Here is a 21,944-nt window from a genome sequence, read left to right as displayed (position 1 = left end):
TCTACCTACCGAAACTAGATGGAGGATTTTCAGGTATTGATACACCACCACGTGATGTCCTGTTGGTAGAGTCATCACTTCTTGAAGGCGAATGCAAGTCAAGAGGATCACGTCGACGTTCACCATCGCTATCTTGATTATTCATCTCATTCATTTGCTGATACCTTGACCTTTGCATACGGCTATTTTGATCCATACCAATAATGCCTAATGCACTTTCTTTAGCACCCTCAGCCACCATAGATAAATTAGCAAATGAACCAAAAATTGATGTACACATTTCCCCAGAAGAACCAACAAAATGCTTTGTCGCATTTGCCATTATTACAAATATTAATATATTAACAATAGGCATTGGTAATCCTATAAACATAACTGTATCACTATTCACTGAATCTCTTACATTATCAGTAAAAACTGATACAGGAGAGAATCCTAAAGGGAGCAAAAATTCAAGTAAACAAAAACCTATTGTCGTAATTCCTATGTCAAACTCAGGACGAAGTACACATACATCACATGATTCAAAATTAAACATAGCATATATTATATTATCTATAACTTGAGTCAAAAGAGCAAAAGAAGCAAATATTATCACTGGTTGCATAGCTGTCTGTACCAAAGACTTAATCCACGAATCAAAAATTGCTTTAGTACGTCTAAATAAAATACAAATTATAAAGAAAGGTGCAATACTAAGCAACAATCCTATAAGAATAATAGATATCAAATAAGTAATAACTGCAGTTGCTATAGTGAGAAATAAAACTACTAATCCCCAAAAAATTAGAACTACACTTACCCATCCTACTGGACCAGCAAACAATAATGCTAAAATCTGTAACCAACTCTCAGATAAAGAAAACCGATATAAGATTATATCTAAAAATTCAAAACTTGTACTAGTATCAGGATCTTGACCTGTCATTATAGAAATTAATTGTATTGGTGCTTCAGTGAATAATTTAAACAAATGATTATTAAAAAAATCCCAACTATTAGGACCAATCACATAAATTATTATGCTAATTTTTAATGTTATAGTTAACAATTCAAAAATAGAAGCCTTAGAAAACCCAGCACAATAAAACAGTGCATTCATTAATATATATAATACCAATAATGAATTCACTATTTTAATAAAATGCATATTTTCTATAATACTATTATATATTATATTAACACCACCAGAATTAGTAGATGATGTTCCGTATAATCCTCTTTCCAGTGAATCTTTCAATCGTTCTACCATATATGAAATCACTTTTGGTATTTTCTTTTTCGCAATTACTGTAATATTAAAATATCCTGTATTATTTTCATAACCATCTCCATTATCTTTTACACCAAAATATAGTTCACCAACTTCATCATTACCCGTTAATTTGACTATTGTATCTTCATTATTTATAAAATTAAGTGGTGTAGTCCCTTGTTCTCCTGGTTTTACTGTAGGTGGACCTTTAGATATGGTATAATATAAACTATCCTTGACGTGATTACTACAATCCTTGGTTACTTCAATTGTATACTTACCTATTAACTCTAAATCATCTTTGACACGCAATTCTAAATAAAGATTTTTATCTAAATCTTTACTAATAGAATACTGGTGATTAGTCAAAAGACCAATATCAGAAGAAGAATTGTTATCTGCCTGCCATTTTTTAACTGCATCATCAACAGTAATAAAATTCGTTATACCTGAATCATGTGTTAAATATAAAAAAGGCAAAACAGTACTATATTGTCCTGCTTCATTTAAATTACACCCTGATATACCACTTTTCTCAATAGTACAACTATTAAGCATATTATTCGTTTCTACAACAAAACAATTTTTATCCAATTTTTGTTTATCATAACCAGGAATATTACATAAATTTCCGCATAGCATATTTACAGTATACGCATCATATAATTTTTGATATTTCTTTCTAACTGCATCCCGCTTCCTTAAGAGAGATTCTTTTTTCTCTGATATTAGTTGCTCCTTTTTATCTCCTGAATAAGCAGTATTGCCACTAGATGTTTTGTTTAACATATCTTCTACAATTTTAGTTACATATTCATTCAGCCTCTTATCCGTAACACAAAGATAGAAAAGATCATTATTATTTTGATAACGATCACTAGATAACTTAGAAATATTCATCTGACTCACATCTCTATATGTTTTTCTATCTAGATGATATAAAATTTTAAGTGGAAAATTAATCCAGGACTTCTCCTTATCTTTATTTGCTGAACCACGATCTTTCAAATACATGAGATTATTCATTTGAAAATCGTAATTATCAACCGGAATATAATATTCCGTATCAAGATAATCCTCCATGCATTTACTAGTATTCTGAACATAAACTTTAGGGTTGTTATTTTTACATATATCTTTATCCACAGTAAATTTCAAAGCTGGAGATAACCTAAAATTTAACTTTTCCCCCTTCATTATATTAGGGATGTTAACAGGAAATTTTTTAGCACTGGAATCAAGAGTACTCCCTTCACTAGAAAAAATATTTACCACATCTTTTGTATTATTACAAAAATTAACATTCACTGTATCAACTTTTATAGTAAGGAACTGTCTTCCAGCTAGTACCAAATCCGATTTAACCCAAGCAACATGTTCTTTTTTCCCATCTTCTAATCCAGCTTCTACAGTAGTTGAATATTCATCAAATAGTACACTCTGCGGTTTAATACAACCATGATAGCCACAACTTGAAAGAAGAAAAATACTGATTATCAAAACTATTTTAAACATAAAATCAGCTCTTCTACCCTAAAAAAATAACATAATCACATTAAATCAAATATCTTGATAAAATTTTCATAAATAACCAAACTTTAACAAAAGTACTTACTTAATCCCTTTCTCCATAACTAAACATCAAAAATAATATCATATTGAATAAGGAGTATTTCTAGCTTCTATCAGCACTTACTAGAAACTTCACATTTTTATCCTCCTCCTCCACTAGCAGCACCACTTCCTCCAGCACCTCCTCCAGCACCTTCTGCAGCATCACCAGCTCCTTCAGAGCTTCCTCCAGAAAGCTCATCTTTTCCTCCCCCATCAGATGCAGATTTTTTACGATCATCTAACTTATCAGTTATAGCTTTCTTTGCCTGTTCTCCTACACTACCCTGAACTTTAGCTGCAAGACCCACAATAGAAGCCAACATCGACTTTGGAGTAAATGATGATCCAACATGACCAGCTCTTGGATCACCTGCAAGTTCAGCTGCTATATAAGCAATAGAAGATAAGAAATGATAAAATAAAAAGCCTATCAATACCATCATGAGCAATTTCATCCATAACATCTCAGCTCCATGTTTAAAATCAGGAGCATAGGCATTAAATCCAAAAAATGCAGGCTTTGTAATAAATTCTATATTTCCAAACATACAAGCTAAATTATTATCATATTTTGGATCATCACACTCTCTTGGATCATTCAACGTGAAAGTAATTCTTTTCTGACCTAAAACATTAACTTCCTTTCTCTTAAATTTAAGATCCTCAAAATATAAATTATCAAAAACAGTAAATAATAATGCTAGAAAGGCAAAAAGTATTACAGGATATAATGTATAAACCATTAACTGTCTTATCCAGCCATCAAAAAATCCCTTTGTAGCTTGAAATAACACCATAGGAATCATTAATGGAGAAATTAATATCAAAATAGTCAGTGCAATAAGCGATAATAAAAATATATAAACTAACCATATCATAATTAGTAAAAGCATTATTACTGCAAAAATTGCAATCAAACATAACATCAATTTCATATTAAACAGCATAGTAGCAAAGAAAAGACCCGCTGACAAAAGTACCCCTAAAACAATTGTTGCGGCTCCACCATTTACTTGTTGTCCTAAGTAAAACAATACTCTACAATCTAACCTATCCCATGGAGCTATATATTTATATTTATCTTCGTAATCACTCTGACTATAATCACATATAGTTTGTGATCCACCTGCTTGCAATACCATATCTGATAATCCTATGGATAACTTTACTATTTGATCATAATAATGTGACATAGCAGATCCCTGAGTAAAGTAGACTACCAATGCAAATTTAATTATTAACATATACAATTCAGCTGGACTTTGTATCCCACCCAATGCTGCTTTTATTGCAAATAATATTAAGGCCAATACTAAAACTGCCATTACTGCCTTTTTTAACTTATCTTGAGCAACTTTCAAAAAACCAACTTTTTTGCTAGCATTTTGACCACATTGACCAGTTAATATATTGCTCAAGGACCCTTTTATACAAGAAACTATTATTGAAGTCATTGGGAATACAGATTTTATATGAGGTCCAACTTCACCTCTACATGCAGGATCTATATAACAACTATAACATTTAGAATTATCATAACTTACAATCCTCTTATTATCATCTGACATAACTGGTGTAGACTTCTCACACATTGGAACTGGAGGTCCACTGGGGCGCATATGACAACCAATCTCAACTTGAGGCCACAAAGGAATTCCTATAGATTTAGTAGCATAAACACATAACTTATCTGCTTTTTCTACAGCCTGAAAAGTAATCGTATGTATCACTTTTTCTTGACCAGCTTGTAAAACCTCACATTTTACTTCTCCCTGCATAGCATATTTAGCAACTTTTATTTCCTGAGTAGAGTAATCACCTTCCCTTGGATATTCTCCTTTTTTCAATAATTCAGTAACATTACCCGATGAAGCTTCTGATGCTCTTTTAATCATAGTGATAGGATTAAGGCTACCTATGGGATTACGATAACACACTTCTATATAATTAGAGCTAGATATTCTATTTTTAGGCCAATAATATTTATCTACTTTTTTAAACTTTTGAGATGCACATACAGGTTCATTTTGTTTAGCATTGTTTATACTAACAGGTTTAGTACTATCTTTATCACCAGTTACAAGACACCTAAAATATTCCTCCTCTGAACCAAAATCACGATTCGTACAATCTGGATAATTCTTAGTAGGCTCTTCACATTCTTTATAACTACCTTCAGTATTACCATTTCTTTTTGCATCATGAGTATCGAAACGCATAATCGGATGACGCACAAAAGACCAATTACAAGCAAAAAATGGAGCAGCTTTAGCAGCAGCAAAAGCAATAGCTGCCATACCTGCAAGAAACATCCCTAATGCTACATACCAAGTTGCAGGGTTGAGAAAGAATATACTACCAATAATAAGAGCAAATCCAGCAGTAAATCCAGCAATACCTATATACTTAGCATGTTCACTTACTTTAGCATATAAAGGATTACTAGCAATTGTAGTTCTATATACAGCTACTTTTTCACTTTCAACTTCTGCTGCTAACGTAGATTTAGCACATATAAAATTAACATTAATCAAAAATAACATTAATACATATATTATACTCTTACTAACTTTTAGCATAATCAACTCTTTTATAAAGAATATTCTTAATTATTAAATTTACACATGCTTTACTCTTTCATAAAATATAGGCAACCAAACATTTGGATCATCTCCTACTTCTTTTATTAAATCATGTAACATTAATACTGTTTCTGCCCTACCAGATAAAACACTTATTATATCTTCAAGTCCACTCAAATTAATTCTTGCAACTACTGCACCTACTCCCTGTTTCACTAAAAAGAACCTTGTACTTGGATCAGTATGCTTTATTAATGTATATTCCCTTTCAGTTAACATAAATACATTCCTATAAGCACTCGTAGCTTTTAAATTAGGTAAAAATATTTGAGTAGCAGTTTGTTGTACTAAAGTGTCACTAATCGCACTCTTACTAGCATCCTCAACACTTTGAGTAGCAAAAATTACAAATGTATTCAATTTTCTTAAAACTTTTAACCAATCTTTTATTTTTGGTGCAAACACTGGATTATCTATTAGTGCCCATGCTTCATCTAAAACAATAATAGATGGAGTACCATCTAAAGAAATACTAATTCTATGAAATAAATATAACAATACAGGAGCAAGAGATACTGGATCTTTTAATAAATGGCTCATTTCAAAACCAAAAACTCTTGATTTATTAAAATCCAATAAATCTTCCGCATTATCAAAAATTGCTGCATGAGATCCACTACTATGCCACATAGATATAGCTCCAGCTAAAGTATTAGGACCATCCAACCCTAAAAATGGTACTAAATTACACAATACTCTATGTTCTTTTTTTAACTTAAAGTTACCTTCTATTGCATCATTAATACGAGTTATATCTTCAGAAGTAAATTTATCATTAAATACCGATATTAAAGATTTTATCCACTCCATTAAGAATGTACGATTATCTGGAGTATCATCAAGATGCAAAGGATTGAATCCTGTAGGATGTCTTGGTTCTATAACCATATACACCCCACTCAATGCTCTAATGAAAATTTCAGCACCATAATCTTTATCAAAAAAGAAAATCCTTGGTGAAAACTTCATAGCCTGAGCACATAAGAAATTCATTAATACTGTCTTACCACCACCAGTAGGTCCTATAATTGCAGTGTGACCAACATCACGAATATGAAAATTAAAAAAGAAAGGAGTTCCAGAAGTAGTATCAAATACTGTTACTGCTTCTCCCCAATGATTGTTAAATTTCTTTCCAATAGGATAATTATGCTGAGATGCAAACCCAGCCATATTTAACGTACTGATTATAGCTTTACGAACTATATATTCAAAATTACCTGGCAATTGAGCCCAAAAAGCTGGTTCTAAATTAACTCTCTCCCTAACCGGATATACACCACAGTTAGATAACTCAGATTCTATTAAAGACAATGCATTATCAAGAGTTTTGAGACTTCTTTCTGTACATAAAATAGTAAGATGATGCTGTCCAAAAGCAATTCTACCACTCATTGCATCATCCAAAGCTTGACTTATTTCTACTACCTGTGATACTGCTTTATCTGCAGATTGTATCATACGGTTTTGTTGAATCTGCATTTTGGTAATAGCACTTTGTCTGTTAGTAAACTTAAAAGATTGTGTGATAATAAACTCATATGGCAATTGTAAAAATGCATCTAGCATACCAGCAGATGTTGTTTGACCGTATTCTTTTAAACTAATTAACCCTGCATATTTACATTCATTATGCGCAACTATTTGTATTGTTTTATGTCCAAAATATAACCTATGCATAGGTAAGTACTTTGATACATTCCCCACATGGAATAATACACGTTGAAAAGACCCACAATTTACTACCTGTAACAAAAATTCCATAATTTCAGAAAACACCCCCTTTGGTGTTTCTCTAATACCTAAAATTCTGGGTGCATAATTACGTAAACTTGTAAAAACACGATTAGTTACTTCATCTAAATCTTCAGAAATAGCCTGTAAATCTTTAATCCATGAGTCCTGTGATGCAACTTTTCCAAATTTATCAAAAATACTAGATAAAAATTCTACTCCTTTTTTACCACCTTCTCTAACTATTGTAATATATAAATCATTAGTAAAAGATTGCTTTGTTGCATGTTTTTCCCGCCATCTTACATTTACATAATTGGCAAACGAACTAGACACTTTATCGCTTGCAAACCCTTCTGAAAAAGCATTTCTTCTACGTCTAATTACATGAAAATATAAGCCAAAAGATGCAGAAGATATACTTCTTAACATTTGATTGCGTATAGAGTTTTGTATAGATAAATCCTCATCATCTGCAGTTTCAAAAGCATAACCAGACAACTTAATAACCTTAAGCATAGATCCATCTTTTGTCATCAATGTAGAAGAATTCCAATGTTCACTATAGGGAATAAAATTAGATTCATGATATTCCCTCTTAATTACTTTTCTTTTTTTCGTTTGCAATTGTTGAAATTTTAACATCACATTACATCATAAGAATTAGCATTATGATAAAATCTATTCAAACATTTACTACACTTCTTCATCCTCAGCATAAATAACTCCAAGAATAATGGTTCTTTTGATGAAGCTAAAAAACCCACTGAATGTATTCCTGGACCTAAAATAAACAATGCACGAAAATCATTAGTATACATAAATATCATGATACAAATCATAAAATTCAACATTGCAAATATATAACTAACACCAAAAAGCATCGTAGGTCTAGTTAATCCCTTAAATAACTGATCTGCTTTAACAGTACCTGCCATAATAAATACCAAATTAAATATATTTACATAATCTAAACACCAATTGCAATCATATAAGGCAATGTTTTATTTTATATTAAACCCCTTCCATTAAAGGTAGATACGCATTAATCTTAAAAGTAACAATAACAATTTAATAAACCATTAATTCTCAACATTTATTTGTAATTGAAATAAAAGCATAAGTAGAATTTCCTTATGATATAATTAAAAATGATACCTTTTAACTTAAAACTAAAAGGTATCATTAACCAACATTAAATAAATTAATATCTATAAACTAAATAATCAATAAAAATACTAAGAATATCTCAAAATTTAGAAAAGTAATAACTTAACATAGTTAAAATTTCATATGTGTCTTCAAATCGATTACCTTTAACAATAAAAAATAAATTAAATTGCTAAAAATTTCTGAGCTGCAAAATCCCAATTCACTAAATGTTGTAAAAAAGTTTCTACGTAATTCTGACGTACATTAAAATAATCTAAGTAATAAGCATGCTCCCATACATCCATAGTTAATAAAGGATGTGTTTTTGGATATTGTGTAATAGGAGTATCTCCATTACTAGTACATACAATCTTCAATTTCTGCTCATTTACATCAAAAACCAACCATACCCATCCGCTACCAAAATGACTTTTTCCAGCATTAATAAAAGCATTATTAAAACCATCCATGCTCCCAAAATCCTCATTTATTTTATCTAATAATTTTCCTGTAGGAGATCCTCCACCATTTTTCTTCATAGATTCCCAGTAAAAATTATGATTCCATACTTGACCAGCATTATTAAATATAGCTCTAGATCCTAAATCTCCAGATGTAACCTCAATAACTTTTGGTAAATCCTCATTAGTACACTTACTAAAATCTGTACCTGTAACAAGAGTATTCAAAGTATTAACATAACCCTGATGATGCTTATTATAATGATACCCTAATATTTCAAGACTTAAATATGGCACTAAATCATCTTGTTGATATGGAAGTTCCGGTAAAGTAAACATATGTCCTCTATTAAATAAACACAACTAAAAAGTCCAACTTTACATAAAATCTACGCAAAGTTAAGATGTACATGAATTATTACATAATATTTATTCGAGTACACTAAAATTCAACTCTATGCCAAATTAATATATTTCCATTTTACATAAAAATACTTTTAATAAGAAAAAATCACAGATAGAATTAAAAAACTATATACAGTAAAGGTTAACATTTATAATAACATGCACATACGAAAAAAATTAGGTAAATTACTAAAGTATCGTCATATTGCTTCCCGTATATCCTTAAAAAATAGGAAGGATCGTATCTTATCAATCCTATCAATGACTGCACTTGTTAGTTCCTTAGGTATACTTTTTATAATTTTAGGAAGTATCGTTAACAATGGATATAATGCACTAACAACAACAAAAATTTTATTATCAATTACAATCAATAATGATACTATAGAACAACAAGATAAACTAACATTGAGAAACAATCTAATATATTTTATTCATCAATCCTTAGAGGAACTATTTTCAAATGTTATAGATCTTTCAAATCCTGACAATAGAAAAATCATTTATAATATAATAAATGATACTGCTCATCATAATTTAGCAGATTTTCTACTTAAGAATCCAAAATCCACTAAATTCAACATATGGTTTCAATCTTCCACTACATTTAATAAAGCTATCAAAAACAAAAACATAAATCATGCAATATATCAAAAAGTTATTGCAAAATTACAAAATGAAAACAGGATAAAAGTATCATTTAATGACGCACTGTTTACAAAATATAACTCTAGATCTCCTGAAAATACTGGGATTCTTGGCTCACTAATAGGATCCATGTTTACAATAATTATATGTTTAACATTCGCATTACCTATAGGTATCACATCCGGCATATGTTTAAGTGAGCTCATACCAAAAAATAAAATATCTTCTATTATCGAAATCAGCATAACAAATCTTGCATCTGTACCGTCAATAATATTTGGCATTTTAGGGTTAGCAATATACATCAATATTTTTGATATACCACGTTCATCAGCACTTATAGGTGGTATGACTCTATCATTAATGATGTTACCAAATTTGGTAACATCTACAAAACAAGCATTTGCAGCAGTGCCACCATCCGTAAAAGATGCAGCTTTCTCACTAGGAGCATCAAATATGCAGGTAATTCTACATCACTCATTTCCAATAGCATTACCTAGTATCATGCAAGGTGCTATTTTAAGTATTGCAAGAATCTTAGGTGAATCTTCTCCGTTAATAATGATTGGGATGGTAGCATTCATAGTTGATATTCCAAAGGATTTTCTCGATCCAACAACTGTATTACCTGTACAAATATATATGTGGGCAAGTAATCCACATATTGAATTTATCCAATTAGCTGCAATTGCTATAGTAGCTCTACTTTTAATGTTATTAATTCTAAATCTTATAGTAACTTTTATAAGGAAAAAGTTTGATCATTTTATTTTTTAAAATACTTAAATTCAATGATTCACTCTTCAATTAATACATTACAAATAATAATTCCCCATATATATTAATAATCATAAAGCAACATTAACTAAACTATCATTACCAAACTATGAAAAAAGAGATAACATCAACAATATTGTTGCTCCACATTAATATTTTATAATAACATAAAAAATAAGTGCACTTAGCAGGATTTGAACCTGCGACTTTTACCTCCGGAGGGTAACGCTCTATCCACTGAGCTATAAGTGCGATATCAAACTTATAAAACGTATTAAGAAATCTTACAAGCATTTATAATAAAATAATATATTAGTCGATACCATTGTAAAAATGGCTCAACGTTTACCTTTTTACCTCAACCTCACATAATATATAATCAGATTTATATCTAGATTCTATTTTTCTATTAAATATACAAAAAATTTACTTCTAATATGTATAGCCTACTTTCTCTCAATCACAAAAACTTTCCTCAGATTACAACCAACTACACTACCGATTAACTATCTAAAAAATTAAATATCATATAAAACTAATGAAAAACCCTTCTGGTATAAACATTCAAACTTCTAAAAAATATTAACTACCATGTTAATTCTAATTGCTTTTAGCATGCATGAACATAGCAGCACGATTTTTCTTTAACCTTTGAAAATCCTCTCCAGCATGGTATGAAGACCTTACTAAAGGGCCCGACGCAACCATTAAAAACCCTTTAGAGTATGCAACATACTTGTAATGATCAAATTCTTCAGGAGTTACATACCTATCAACTGCAGCATGCTTAGGAGTAGGCTGCAAATATTGACCAATCGTTATAAAATCAACATCCGCAGATCTTAAATCATTCATTACTTGATATATTTCTTCTTTTGTTTCACCCAATCCTACCATAATTCCAGATTTAGTAAATACTTTAGGATTTTTATATTTAACTGTTTTTAACAAATAAAGAGAATGAAAGTAACGTGCTTTTGGTCTAATTTTTGCATACAACCTTGGAACAGTTTCTATATTATGATTGTAAACATCAGGAGCAGCATCAGCAACCTTTTCAATTGCACCATGTTTATTCAAAAAATCTGGAGTTAATACTTCAATAGTAACATTCTGATCGTTTTTTCGTATTTCTTCTATACACTCTACAAAATGTCCAGATCCACCATCTTCCAAGTCATCCCTGTCTACAGATGTAATAACAACGTGCTCAAGTTTAAGTAAACCAACAGCCTTAGCTAAGTTTTGAGGCTCATGAGGATCCAGTTTATCTGGAATTCCAGAAACAACATTACAAAATGCACATGCTCTAGTACATGTAGAACCTAAAATCATTACTGTTGCATGTCTTTTATTCCAACACTCACCAATGTTGGGACAAGCTGCTTCTTCACACACAGTATTTAATTTATACAATTTCATTAAATTGCGAACTTGATAAAAAGTATCCCCTGTAGGCATCTTAACTTTTAACCAATCAGGTTTACTTCTCATACAGTAAAATTTAGAAATTCTTATTAGTTGAGTATAAATAACAGTGGTATTAATGTCAAGAAAGGATAACATTTGATACCACTTACAGTTTATTAAGTGTATATTTTACACTACTGCATGTTATAATATATAAATTTACATAATAAAAAAATTACTCAAAATTACAGATAAGTATCCCTTAATTCAAACAATAAAAACTAGTATATACATCAAAACATACTACTTTGTAACTAATCGCAAATGTTGTAAAGATTATTATATACATTTAAACTTTTAACTGTATTACCACTTTATTCTTTTAATATAAACGCTATACAAATTTAACTAATTAACACTTAAATAATCTTTAAAGCATATTCCTAGTAAGTAAAAAAAAACTTTAGCAACCATGAAATAAATGTGTTGTTATATATATGTATTAATAACCACGATATATCATTGTACTACTTTGCATACTGCTATAAATATTACATAATAAAAAAATTACTCAAAATTATAGACAAGTATCCCTTAACTTAAACAATAAAAACTAATATATACATCAAAACATACTACTTTGTAACTAATCGCAAATGTTGTAAAGATTATTATATACATTTAAACTTTTAACTGTATTACCACTTTATTCTTTTTAATATAAACGCTATACAAATTTAACTCATAATAACACTTAAATAATCTTTAAAGCACATTCCTAGTAAGTAAAAAAAACTTTAGCAACCATGAAATAAATGTATTGTTATATTATATGTATTAATGACCACGATATATCATTGTATTACTTTGTATACTGCATTGCACTACACTTATATTGTCTAGGTAACTATTATTATAAACCCCAGAACACGAAAATTTTAACTCTCGGTGGTAATTTAAAGATGATAAAAGACCAGTCGTACACTGAAAGTCAGTAGCAGTACTTTGAACAAAATTCATACGTGCTGTACAAGCATAATCTATAGTACTATGAGATTGCTGACCAACACGATCAAAATCATGAAGTCCTGAAGATTTGTTAGAATGCTCAAAAATATCTAATTTATCTACAGCTTTTTTAACAGCATTCGCCACTTTTCGTAAAGCCTGATCTATTGCATTCATTATGGTAGCTACAGCAAAAAAAATCCCCTGCACACCATATTGAGGACCCAGCTGAAGTGATGCATCTCTTACAAAAAAATACTGATCTTGTAACTTGTAAGATACATCATTTATCTTACCACGAAAAACATCTAACGTATAACCATATACAAAAAAACTTAACGGAGGAGTCACAACAAGAGTTTGAGAAGCAACAATACTATTGCTGTTTGCATCCAAAACCTTCTCATTACCTTTGTGTAAAGATAATCCAAGTACTTCTGCTAATTTAACATACTGCTTAGCAGACGAAGTATCCTGTTGTAACCCAATAAGAGAACTTACAAAACTTGCAAATAAAAAAAAGCGAAAGAGTAAGTTAGAACCAATTCCATATTGAATCATTTGAGCTCTTAACTCTGTAAGAAGCATTAATCTTTCTTGTAATAATTTCCTTCGTTCAGGATCCAGCTCATTAACTAATTCCTCTTGCAACTCTGAAATCTGCTCATCTAATAACTCCTTGAGGTTAAGAGAACGACCACTACGTAAAAACCTTTTTAAAAACTCTATAATGGATTCTAATATGAATTTTTTCTTTTTCCTTTTACGCTTCAAAGGATCAAGTTCATAGTCAAAATCTATATAATCTTCATTTTGCTCGCATAGTTCACTAAAAAAATCTAATATCTTTTGTAAGAAAGATTCTTCTATCTCAAAATTGTCAAGATCAAGATTTTGAACTTCACCTGCAGATGCATCATAATCATATTCATGACTTTGTATAACACCGCTATATTCTCCACTATGCTCTATAAGAAATTTATTAAATGCTCCATCAAGCTCCAAAATAGATTCTTGGACTTCTAAATCTTCTAACTTAACTTTACCAAGAAACCTAAAATCATCGTCCTCATTAATATTACTAAATGCTAATGTTTTTACATCATGTAGAACATCACTAACTTTCTCATTAGCATCTTCACTGAGCCCATTTAAGCTACTTGACTTTGTTTTGTAACTTTTATCATCTACCATAAAAACATACCATCCACACTTTAAAAACGGACTCTTGAAATATAACACTAACGATCAATACTTAACTCCAAGGTATGATCAACATCACTAAGAAATAACTCTCCTCTTTGCCTACGACAACCTACTTCCTGCACTACTTTTACATCAGCAGAATAATAACAATCAGACACACATTTAGTATTAAACAATACTGAATTTGACGCCATATTCTCATGTAACATAAAGTATTGAATATTATATACTACCTTCTTTTTAAAATAATTAACAAGTTGTTGTACTCCCTTTATAAACAACCCTTCACATAAAACTTCTATAAATCCATTAATCATTTGTGATATCTTCTCCTGTGCAGGATTTCCCCTATGAAAAGAAGATGAATATATAGAGTAATTAATATCTTGACAATGCAAACTACCTTGAACTGTTTGTATATTATTATACAGCAATCCTAAATCAAATTCAGAACACATAAACATTATATCTTTAAACAAAATACCTTTTTGATAAAATTCAACTAACAATAATTTACCAAAATCAGTACAAGTAAAATATTCATATAACCCATCTAACATTACTATATCTAACGCATGATCCGTTATTTGTGTAACATAATCAGCAATACTAAGTAAAGTTATTGAATTTGTTAAACGGAGTAAATAATACAATATAAAAGATATAGAAATGCTCTTTGGATCTTGAAAATATTCTATAAATTCATAAATAGACTTTTTAATACGGGACATACAAGATACTGTTCCTTTATCAATTTTAATATAATTAGCTAAATCTTTAGCTTTATCTGAAGGTTTTTTTAATAATAAACTATTAGAATCAAAAAAGTTCTCAACAAATATTCTTATACTTGATGTCTGGCTGTTAAGCATACTATTATCATCCAGTGACTGTAAAACATGATATACATCCCTTATATATGGAGAAAAATTACTATCAATATCAGTATCTATAAACTTTTTAGAAATTAATTTACCAAATTGCAGTTGTTTGCGGTAATTCTGTAATCTTAATATACAATCATAAAGCACTACAGTCATACTATGGTCCACTTTAGTATTTAAGAATACCGGCTCTGATCTATTTTTGATATTATAAACATCATGAACATCTAACATATGTATTGCCCATTTTAATGATGCAATTTTTGCATCTAATAATTCTACTGTTACAATATCACCCATAGTATTTGCTTCAGCAAATATACGCTCTACATCTCGTGTATTGCATATTTTAACGCATGAATCCTTATGAAAATATCTGGTCTGTAAATTAACAGCAGTAATCTTGTCATAAAGTGCTGATCTCTTTTGAAAACTATTTAGAATATTCAACCTGTCTGTATCACTACAATAGTTAATCTTTTCTGTATAATTATTTAATAAATAAGAAAACTCATATTTTAATTTAATATAATTTACATTACCTACCACATCCTGAGGCAATTTAGAGGTATGACTTTCAAACTCTTTTAACAAAAACTCAGGTTTGGGCTTATTACAACATAGAATCTGATCAATCTGCGAAGATAGCTCTCGTGTCATACTAATAATGCGTGATGATAGACCATCACTGACCTTCACCTTACCATAAATCTGTTCCAATGCTTCTATCAAACCACCATTAATATCATACCCCTGTTCACTAGATTCTCTTTGTTGCTGACAGGTCTCAAACTCCCTATGCTTAATAAACCAAATCTTACTCAATAAAATAATACATGAATACTTAAACCCATAAATTTTCAAAAATTCATAAATGTTTTCACATACCTTATAAACATGCTTACATATTAAATATACCAACTTTATAAAAAACCTTATACACTCTGAGAGCAAACCACATAACAAAATAAAATCAAGTACCCTAACAATAATACCTGCAGTATCTAAAATCAAACTTAACCCTTTATCTACTATAGTATCCAACCCTACTACTACACACAACGAATCAAATATCCCCTGCATTCCATAAATAAACTTACCAATAAAAACACCTGGTATAATATTAAAATGCATAAGTATCCTACCAACAATTGCACTTATCAGTATGATAACAAACATAAGACCAAAAAGTACATAAGCTACAAACCTATTAGATAATAGTCTTATTTTCAGCTTTTCAAATCTTCCTGCTATATTATTGTCCTTACGAATTCTTTTCTTTAAAAACTTAGCTTCATAATAACTTTGAACATATCTTTCTTCAGAATTGCATAATTTGATATTTTCTATAATTTTACTTGAAAATGATGTAACAGGAATTTTTTTATTTTGTGTATATAATTTTTCCTTAACATTATCACCTACATAACCTGGCGTAGTACGATAACGACTAGGATTAATATAATAACGCCATATAGAAGAAAATGGTATAAAATGTGAAATTCTATATAAAACTTGTAACACTCTCAAAGATTTACTAACTTTAACATCATAAATAAATTTTTTATCTGTATGACTATTGTTTATAATAACTCGTAAGATACCGAGAAATTTGCTATCACTTATTTTCTTATCCCATAATTCATCAAGAATATCCAAACAGTCTATGTTTATATCTAAGTAATCTATCAAAGAATGCAATTTTAATTGACGTAAAAGCCACTTATTTTTCTCTTTGTTTCTTATTATCCACTTTCCATTAACACACACTATTGAATCAATTAATCCAGGAAAATCTATAGATGATATTAATCGATTATCTTTTAACAACTGTGTACTTAATATTGGATGATTATCTACTATAAAACCAATAACTCTTTCGCTAAGAAAACTCTTGTTTATATTCTTTGCCCTTATACTATCGTTCATATACCTGACAATTTCTTTCAACAAAAGTACCCTACTATTGGTATATTGTGTCAATTCCAAGAGTTCTTTTTTCGTAAATTTTAATATTGCATTCCTGTCAACAATCTTTTTCTGCATAAAGAAATCATATGCAGCAAGCAATCGATTAATATCATCATGAACATTTTTACAAGTAACCTTTAAAAACAAATCTAAATCTTTTATTACTAAAACATCTTGGAACTTCTGCAAAAAATTAATCTCTGCTTCTACAAGTGCAGTCAATCCCCTAAAATACTGTTGAGCACGTAAAATCCCTTTATCACTATTCATTTTAATAAAAAAATCAAGATTTGCTGTAATATTGAACTTCACATTTTGTAAACTCAATATAGCTTTTTTCACTGCTAAATTATCTTCCGGTAAATTATTTCCATATAATTCATAATATATATCATGTGCTTTCTCTAACCCTTGTCCATATACATCAATACCATATTGTTTTTTATCTTGAAAAAACTTATAAGCAACATGATTTATCATATCATGTAGCTGACGTTCTCTTAATAAACCTTCAATTTCTTTTACTATTACCTGATCACTTATTAAAATATTTAACGCCTCTAGAAATACATGAAATGGTACCGCTAATGAATTAAAGCAATTTACGTCTGACAGACAAGCAATAAAATACTGCAAACATTTTTTCTGATCCAATATTTTTAATAATACACTATCATCAGATGATTTAGCGCTTTCTAATTCCAGCATTTGCAATTTTTTTGTAATTACTTTAAATAAAACACTATCTTCATATTCTTTTATAGTAGATAAAAAAACATAATATTTACCATCAGAATGTATACATAACTTACTCCTTAACAACTCCGGGTTTGGAAAACATAAAGGATTCAAATCCCTTACACAATCTTCACCCATTCTTCCAACACATTCTTTACTTTTAAAGAAATAACTCATCAATTGCTGGAATATTCCTTTACATTCACGCTGATCATGCTGATAATGACCTTTTATAGAACTATAAATATCACAACAGTGTAATTCCCAAAGATCTGTTGCTTCAAATATCAAATACATCATTAATCTGATGTTATATTCATTATTACCAGCTGTCGCACGAAAAGGATTATGAAGTTGCGTTTTAAAAAAAATTAAATCTGATTTTTTTACCGTTAATCTACAATCTACTAGATCTTCCTGAATAACACCACGAGGTAAAACATTTAAAATTTTTTTTCTGTCATCATCACTGTTATATATTATATCAATGTATAAAAAGTGGTTCTCCAATCTCACATTATCTATTTGAATCATGGAACTGAGGAAATCAACTAGCGATTGACTTTTATATGTACTACTTAATAACATACATTACCTCAATACTTAGATAATCACAATTTTACTTTATATGAATTATCTAAAAATATACGCCCCCCGTCTAAATATACTTAAACTTTTATAAGACTATAACGACTTACTTTTACAAAAACTTGTAATCGTATTTTAGCACAATCACAATTTATATCTATTAATTTATTAAAATCTATACTATTAAGGTGTAAGCAGTCTTTATACAATAAAAAATAAATATAACCAACTAAAACTCTATAATAACATCACCAGTAGCTACACTGTTTCCTTCTGAAAATAATACAGATTTCACAATTGACTTTACATCTGAATATATCACATTTTCCATCTTCATAGCTTCAATTACTAACAAAGGTTGACCTGGTTGAACTTCTTCTCCTTGTTTAACATAAATTTTAACTATCATACCAGAAATAGGAGAACATACATTACTAGAATATAACTCTTCCCCACTAATCTGAGGCATTATAGGTAGTAGATCAGATACACAAGGTTTATATACTGCACACAATGCACTCATAGCAGAATATTTAAGTTGATATTTATTTAATCTACTATCAACCTTTACATGAAATACCTCATCATTATTTACTTGGATCTGTAATATTTTAAAATTCACATTCCATGTACTTACAACTAAATACTCACACTGGTCATAAATTGCCAAAACTCTACCATTTTCATATTTAGCACTAATCAAATATTTTTGACCATCAACATAAACAGCTAATTCTCTATTTTCACATAATTCAACCCCATGAATACCATATTCATCTTGAAAGAATATACATAGTGAGGTCAAAATAAAAAGTTTAATACAAGCTTTGGTTAGAGGATTTCCTTGAAACCCATCAAAATAAAATTGCTCAATAAACTTCGTATTAATATTTCCAGATATAAATACAGGATGATGAAATACAGATAACAAAAAGTCTATATTATTAGCAATGCCACCAATATAAAACTCATTTAAATATCTTTGCATAAAACTCACTGCTTCATCTCTATTTTTACCATAAGTACAAACTTTAGCAATCATAGGATCATAAAACATGCTGACTTCTGCTCCCTCAAATACCCCACTATCAATCCGTAAATTATCATTAGGCATAGGAGCAGAATAATAAGCAATTCTTCCACTAGAAGGTAAAAAATTCTTTGTAGGATTTTCTGCATAAACTCTTGCTTCTATTGCCGAACCAGTAAATTTCACATCTTGTTGAGTAAATCTCAATTCTTCACCATCAGCAATTCGAATCATTTCTTCGACAATATCAATTCCAGTCACAAGCTCTGTAACAGGGTGTTCAACTTGTAATCTAGTATTCATTTCTAAGAAATAAAATTGCTTATCTTGATCAACTATAAATTCAATAGTACCAGCAGAATAATACCCTACTTTTTTCGCAAGATTCACACATTGCTGATACATTTTTTGCCTCGTTTCTTCGTCAAGAAACGGACTAGGAGTTTCCTCAATAACTTTTTGATTATGTCGTTGTATAGAACATTCTCTTTCACCCAAACACACAATATTGCCATGCTTATCAGCTATAATTTGTATTTCAATATGTCTTGGTAACTCAACGTATTTTTCTATAAAAATTCTACCGTCCCTAAAATTTTTTGCTGCTTCATTTGTTGCAGAAGTAAAAGCTTGCTCTATTTCTTCACTTGACTTCACAATTCTCATACCTTTACCACCACCACCAGCAGTAGCTTTTATCATTACTGGAAACCCTATAGATTTAGCTATTTCTTTTGCTTCATGAACAGAATCAACAATTCCCATATATCCAGGAATAATATTCACCTTTGCAGACTCGGCTATTTTTTTAGAAGTAATTTTATCAGCCATCATTCTGATTGAGGTAGAACTTGGACCAATAAACTTAATATTATACTGCTCAAGTTTTTCAGGAAAATCAGCATTTTCTGATAAAAAACCATATCCAGGATGCACAGCGTCTACACCTGTATTACAAGCTACCTCACAAATTTTCTCCATATTCAAATAACTCTGATTTACTGGAGCAGGACCAATATTTACTGCTTCTTCAGCAGATAAAACATGTAATGAGTACACATCTGCATTTGAATATACTGCTACACAAGATATTCCCATTTTACGAGCAGTTCTCATTACTCTACATGCAATTTCACCTCTATTTGCTATTAATATTTTTTTTATCATTATCTTAAATACTCTTAATTAAAAGGTAATTCCTTCATTTATATATAAAGATAGTCTAAAATTTTACTTATATACAACCATACCACAAGTAATATTTCACTATTTTGACTATAACTAGTGATTACAGTATATTACTTCGACATAAATTATAATATAAAAATGCTAGAGAAAAAAATTTTTATTAAAAGTGGAGATGAAAATAACAGATTAGATAAATTTATAGCAAGTAAATTAAACATATCTCGTAATCAAGTACAACAACTAATAAAAGACAGTAAAATTCTACTTTTTGATACCATAATAAGGGACAACAATCACATAACAAAAGTAAATGACATTTATAATATAAGCATACCTATAAAAACAATCAGTGACACAATTACCCCTAATCACTACATACCAATTTCAGTAGTATATGAAGATCATGATATAATAATAATAAACAAAGCCCCTGGAATAACTGTACATCCAGGAGCAGGAACAAATAATAATACACTAGTAAATGCACTAGTTGCACATTACGGCAACAGTTTAAGTCATGTAGGAAAAGCAACAAGACCAGGAATAATTCACAGATTAGATAAGGATACTAGCGGACTAATGGTCATTGCAAAAAATGAAAAATCATATTATTTTTTATCTGATCTACTACTCAAAAAACAAATAAAAAAAGAATACTTAGCAGTAGTATGGGGGTTACCTAACCCTAAAAGTAATACTATCAAAAACTATATCTGTGTAAAACCCAATAATAAACAAATGATGACTGTGACGCATTTACCACATAAGGGTAAATTAGCAATAACTGAATATCAAACCCAAAAAAGCTTCAGTAACATAGCAAGTTTAATAAAATGTAGAATACATACAGGTAGAACACATCAAATACGTGTACATATGAGTTACATAGGAAACTCTATAATAGGAGATCAAAAATACGGAAAAAACAACAGTAAAAGTGTAAAATATGCTAAACAAAGTACCATTATCAATACATTAAAACGACAAGCCCTTCATGCCTATAAATTAGGGTTTACTCATCCTACGAGCAACACATACATAGAATTTCATTCTTACATTCCTAATGATATACAAATGCTAATTGACGAATTAGAACAATTAAGCCAATAAACAATGTTTACTGATCAAATATACTGTCTTAAATAGCTCTATAGTAGCCAAATCTTTCCACATTTTTATAGGTCTTTACACTATATAAAGTATAAATTCTTATATTTATCAACATCCTAT

The 21,944-nt window shown here is 29.8% G+C and carries 11 protein-coding genes and 1 tRNA gene; 2 read left to right on the top strand and 10 right to left on the bottom strand.

Annotated elements, in window-relative coordinates:
* Nucleotide 1: 1 nt before the first annotated feature.
* The 5 genes from ECH_RS02070 to ECH_RS02050 form a co-directional block, all read right to left on the bottom strand.
* Nucleotides 2-2,770, bottom strand: coding sequence for a type IV secretion system protein (locus ECH_RS02070; RefSeq protein WP_006009887.1), 2,769 nt, complete (start codon nucleotides 2,768-2,770; stop codon nucleotides 2-4).
* Between the two features lie 197 nt (nucleotides 2,771-2,967).
* Nucleotides 2,968-5,448, bottom strand: coding sequence for a type IV secretion system protein (locus ECH_RS02065; RefSeq protein WP_011452637.1), 2,481 nt, complete (start codon nucleotides 5,446-5,448; stop codon nucleotides 2,968-2,970).
* 39 nt (nucleotides 5,449-5,487) lie between these two features.
* On the bottom strand, nucleotides 5,488-7,890 hold the full coding sequence (locus ECH_RS02060) for a VirB4 family type IV secretion/conjugal transfer ATPase (protein ID WP_006009894.1): 2,403 nt from the start codon (nucleotides 7,888-7,890) through the stop codon (nucleotides 5,488-5,490).
* Nucleotides 7,890-8,183: a type IV secretion system protein VirB3 gene (locus ECH_RS02055; RefSeq protein ID WP_006009897.1), complete on the bottom strand. Its 294-nt coding sequence runs from the start codon at nucleotides 8,181-8,183 to the stop codon at nucleotides 7,890-7,892. The genes ECH_RS02060 and ECH_RS02055 overlap by 1 nt, the downstream gene beginning before the upstream one ends.
* 396 nt (nucleotides 8,184-8,579) lie before the next feature.
* Nucleotides 8,580-9,197: a superoxide dismutase gene (locus ECH_RS02050; RefSeq protein WP_006009899.1), complete on the bottom strand. Its 618-nt coding sequence runs from the start codon at nucleotides 9,195-9,197 to the stop codon at nucleotides 8,580-8,582.
* A 225-nt stretch (nucleotides 9,198-9,422) separates the two neighbouring features.
* Between ECH_RS02050 and ECH_RS02045 the strand changes: the two genes are divergently transcribed.
* Nucleotides 9,423-10,691, top strand: coding sequence for a PstA family ABC transporter permease (locus ECH_RS02045; protein ID WP_006009901.1), 1,269 nt, complete (start codon nucleotides 9,423-9,425; stop codon nucleotides 10,689-10,691).
* A gap of 179 nt (nucleotides 10,692-10,870) precedes the next feature.
* On the opposite strand, the gene ECH_RS02040 is transcribed toward ECH_RS02045, so the two are convergent.
* The 5 genes from ECH_RS02040 to ECH_RS02020 form a co-directional block, all read right to left on the bottom strand.
* Nucleotides 10,871-10,943, bottom strand: a tRNA-Arg gene (locus ECH_RS02040).
* A 348-nt stretch (nucleotides 10,944-11,291) separates the two neighbouring features.
* A complete protein-coding gene (lipA, locus tag ECH_RS02035; RefSeq protein WP_011452636.1) occupies nucleotides 11,292-12,185 on the bottom strand; it encodes a lipoyl synthase in 894 nt (297 codons plus the stop codon).
* Nucleotides 12,186-12,938: 753 nt separating this feature from the next.
* Entirely contained in the window at nucleotides 12,939-14,303 is a 1,365-nt protein-coding gene (locus tag ECH_RS02030) for a hypothetical protein (RefSeq protein ID WP_006009904.1), read from the bottom strand.
* Between the two features lie 47 nt (nucleotides 14,304-14,350).
* Nucleotides 14,351-18,496, bottom strand: a complete 4,146-nt coding sequence (locus ECH_RS02025; protein ID WP_044147959.1) for a hypothetical protein — start codon at nucleotides 18,494-18,496, stop codon at nucleotides 14,351-14,353.
* A gap of 229 nt (nucleotides 18,497-18,725) precedes the next feature.
* Nucleotides 18,726-20,693, bottom strand: coding sequence for an acetyl/propionyl/methylcrotonyl-CoA carboxylase subunit alpha (locus tag ECH_RS02020; protein WP_011452634.1), 1,968 nt, complete (start codon nucleotides 20,691-20,693; stop codon nucleotides 18,726-18,728).
* A gap of 159 nt (nucleotides 20,694-20,852) precedes the next feature.
* Here ECH_RS02020 and ECH_RS02015 point away from each other — a divergent pair, with 159 nt between their 5' ends.
* The gene (locus ECH_RS02015; RefSeq protein WP_044160972.1) at nucleotides 20,853-21,824 is read left to right on the top strand and encodes an RluA family pseudouridine synthase; all 972 of its coding nucleotides are present in this window, start codon (nucleotides 20,853-20,855) and stop codon (nucleotides 21,822-21,824) included.
* Nucleotides 21,825-21,944 lie beyond the last annotated feature (120 nt).

The sequence above is a fragment of the Ehrlichia chaffeensis str. Arkansas genome (genome assembly GCF_000013145.1).
Classification (GTDB): Bacteria; Pseudomonadota; Alphaproteobacteria; order Rickettsiales; family Anaplasmataceae; genus Ehrlichia; species Ehrlichia chaffeensis.
Note: the sequence above shows the minus strand (reverse complement) of the source record. Positions and strands in the feature narration are given on the sequence as shown.

Coding starts and splice junctions, on each gene's coding strand:
- ECH_RS02065 (WP_011452637.1), bottom strand. CDS start 5,448: ATGCTAAAAGTTAGTAAGAGTATAATATATGTATTAATGTTATTTTTG.
- ECH_RS02055 (WP_006009897.1), bottom strand. CDS start 8,183: ATGGCAGGTACTGTTAAAGCAGATCAGTTATTTAAGGGATTAACTAGA.
- ECH_RS02045 (WP_006009901.1), top strand. CDS start 9,423: ATGCACATACGAAAAAAATTAGGTAAATTACTAAAGTATCGTCATATT.
- ECH_RS02060 (WP_006009894.1), bottom strand. CDS start 7,890: ATGTTAAAATTTCAACAATTGCAAACGAAAAAAAGAAAAGTAATTAAG.
- ECH_RS02025 (WP_044147959.1), bottom strand. CDS start 18,496: ATGTTATTAAGTAGTACATATAAAAGTCAATCGCTAGTTGATTTCCTC.
- ECH_RS02050 (WP_006009899.1), bottom strand. CDS start 9,197: ATGTTTACTTTACCGGAACTTCCATATCAACAAGATGATTTAGTGCCA.
- lipA (WP_011452636.1), bottom strand. CDS start 12,185: ATGAGAAGTAAACCTGATTGGTTAAAAGTTAAGATGCCTACAGGGGAT.
- ECH_RS02015 (WP_044160972.1), top strand. CDS start 20,853: ATGCTAGAGAAAAAAATTTTTATTAAAAGTGGAGATGAAAATAACAGA.
- ECH_RS02020 (WP_011452634.1), bottom strand. CDS start 20,693: ATGATAAAAAAAATATTAATAGCAAATAGAGGTGAAATTGCATGTAGA.
- ECH_RS02070 (WP_006009887.1), bottom strand. CDS start 2,770: ATGTTTAAAATAGTTTTGATAATCAGTATTTTTCTTCTTTCAAGTTGT.
- ECH_RS02030 (WP_006009904.1), bottom strand. CDS start 14,303: ATGGTAGATGATAAAAGTTACAAAACAAAGTCAAGTAGCTTAAATGGG.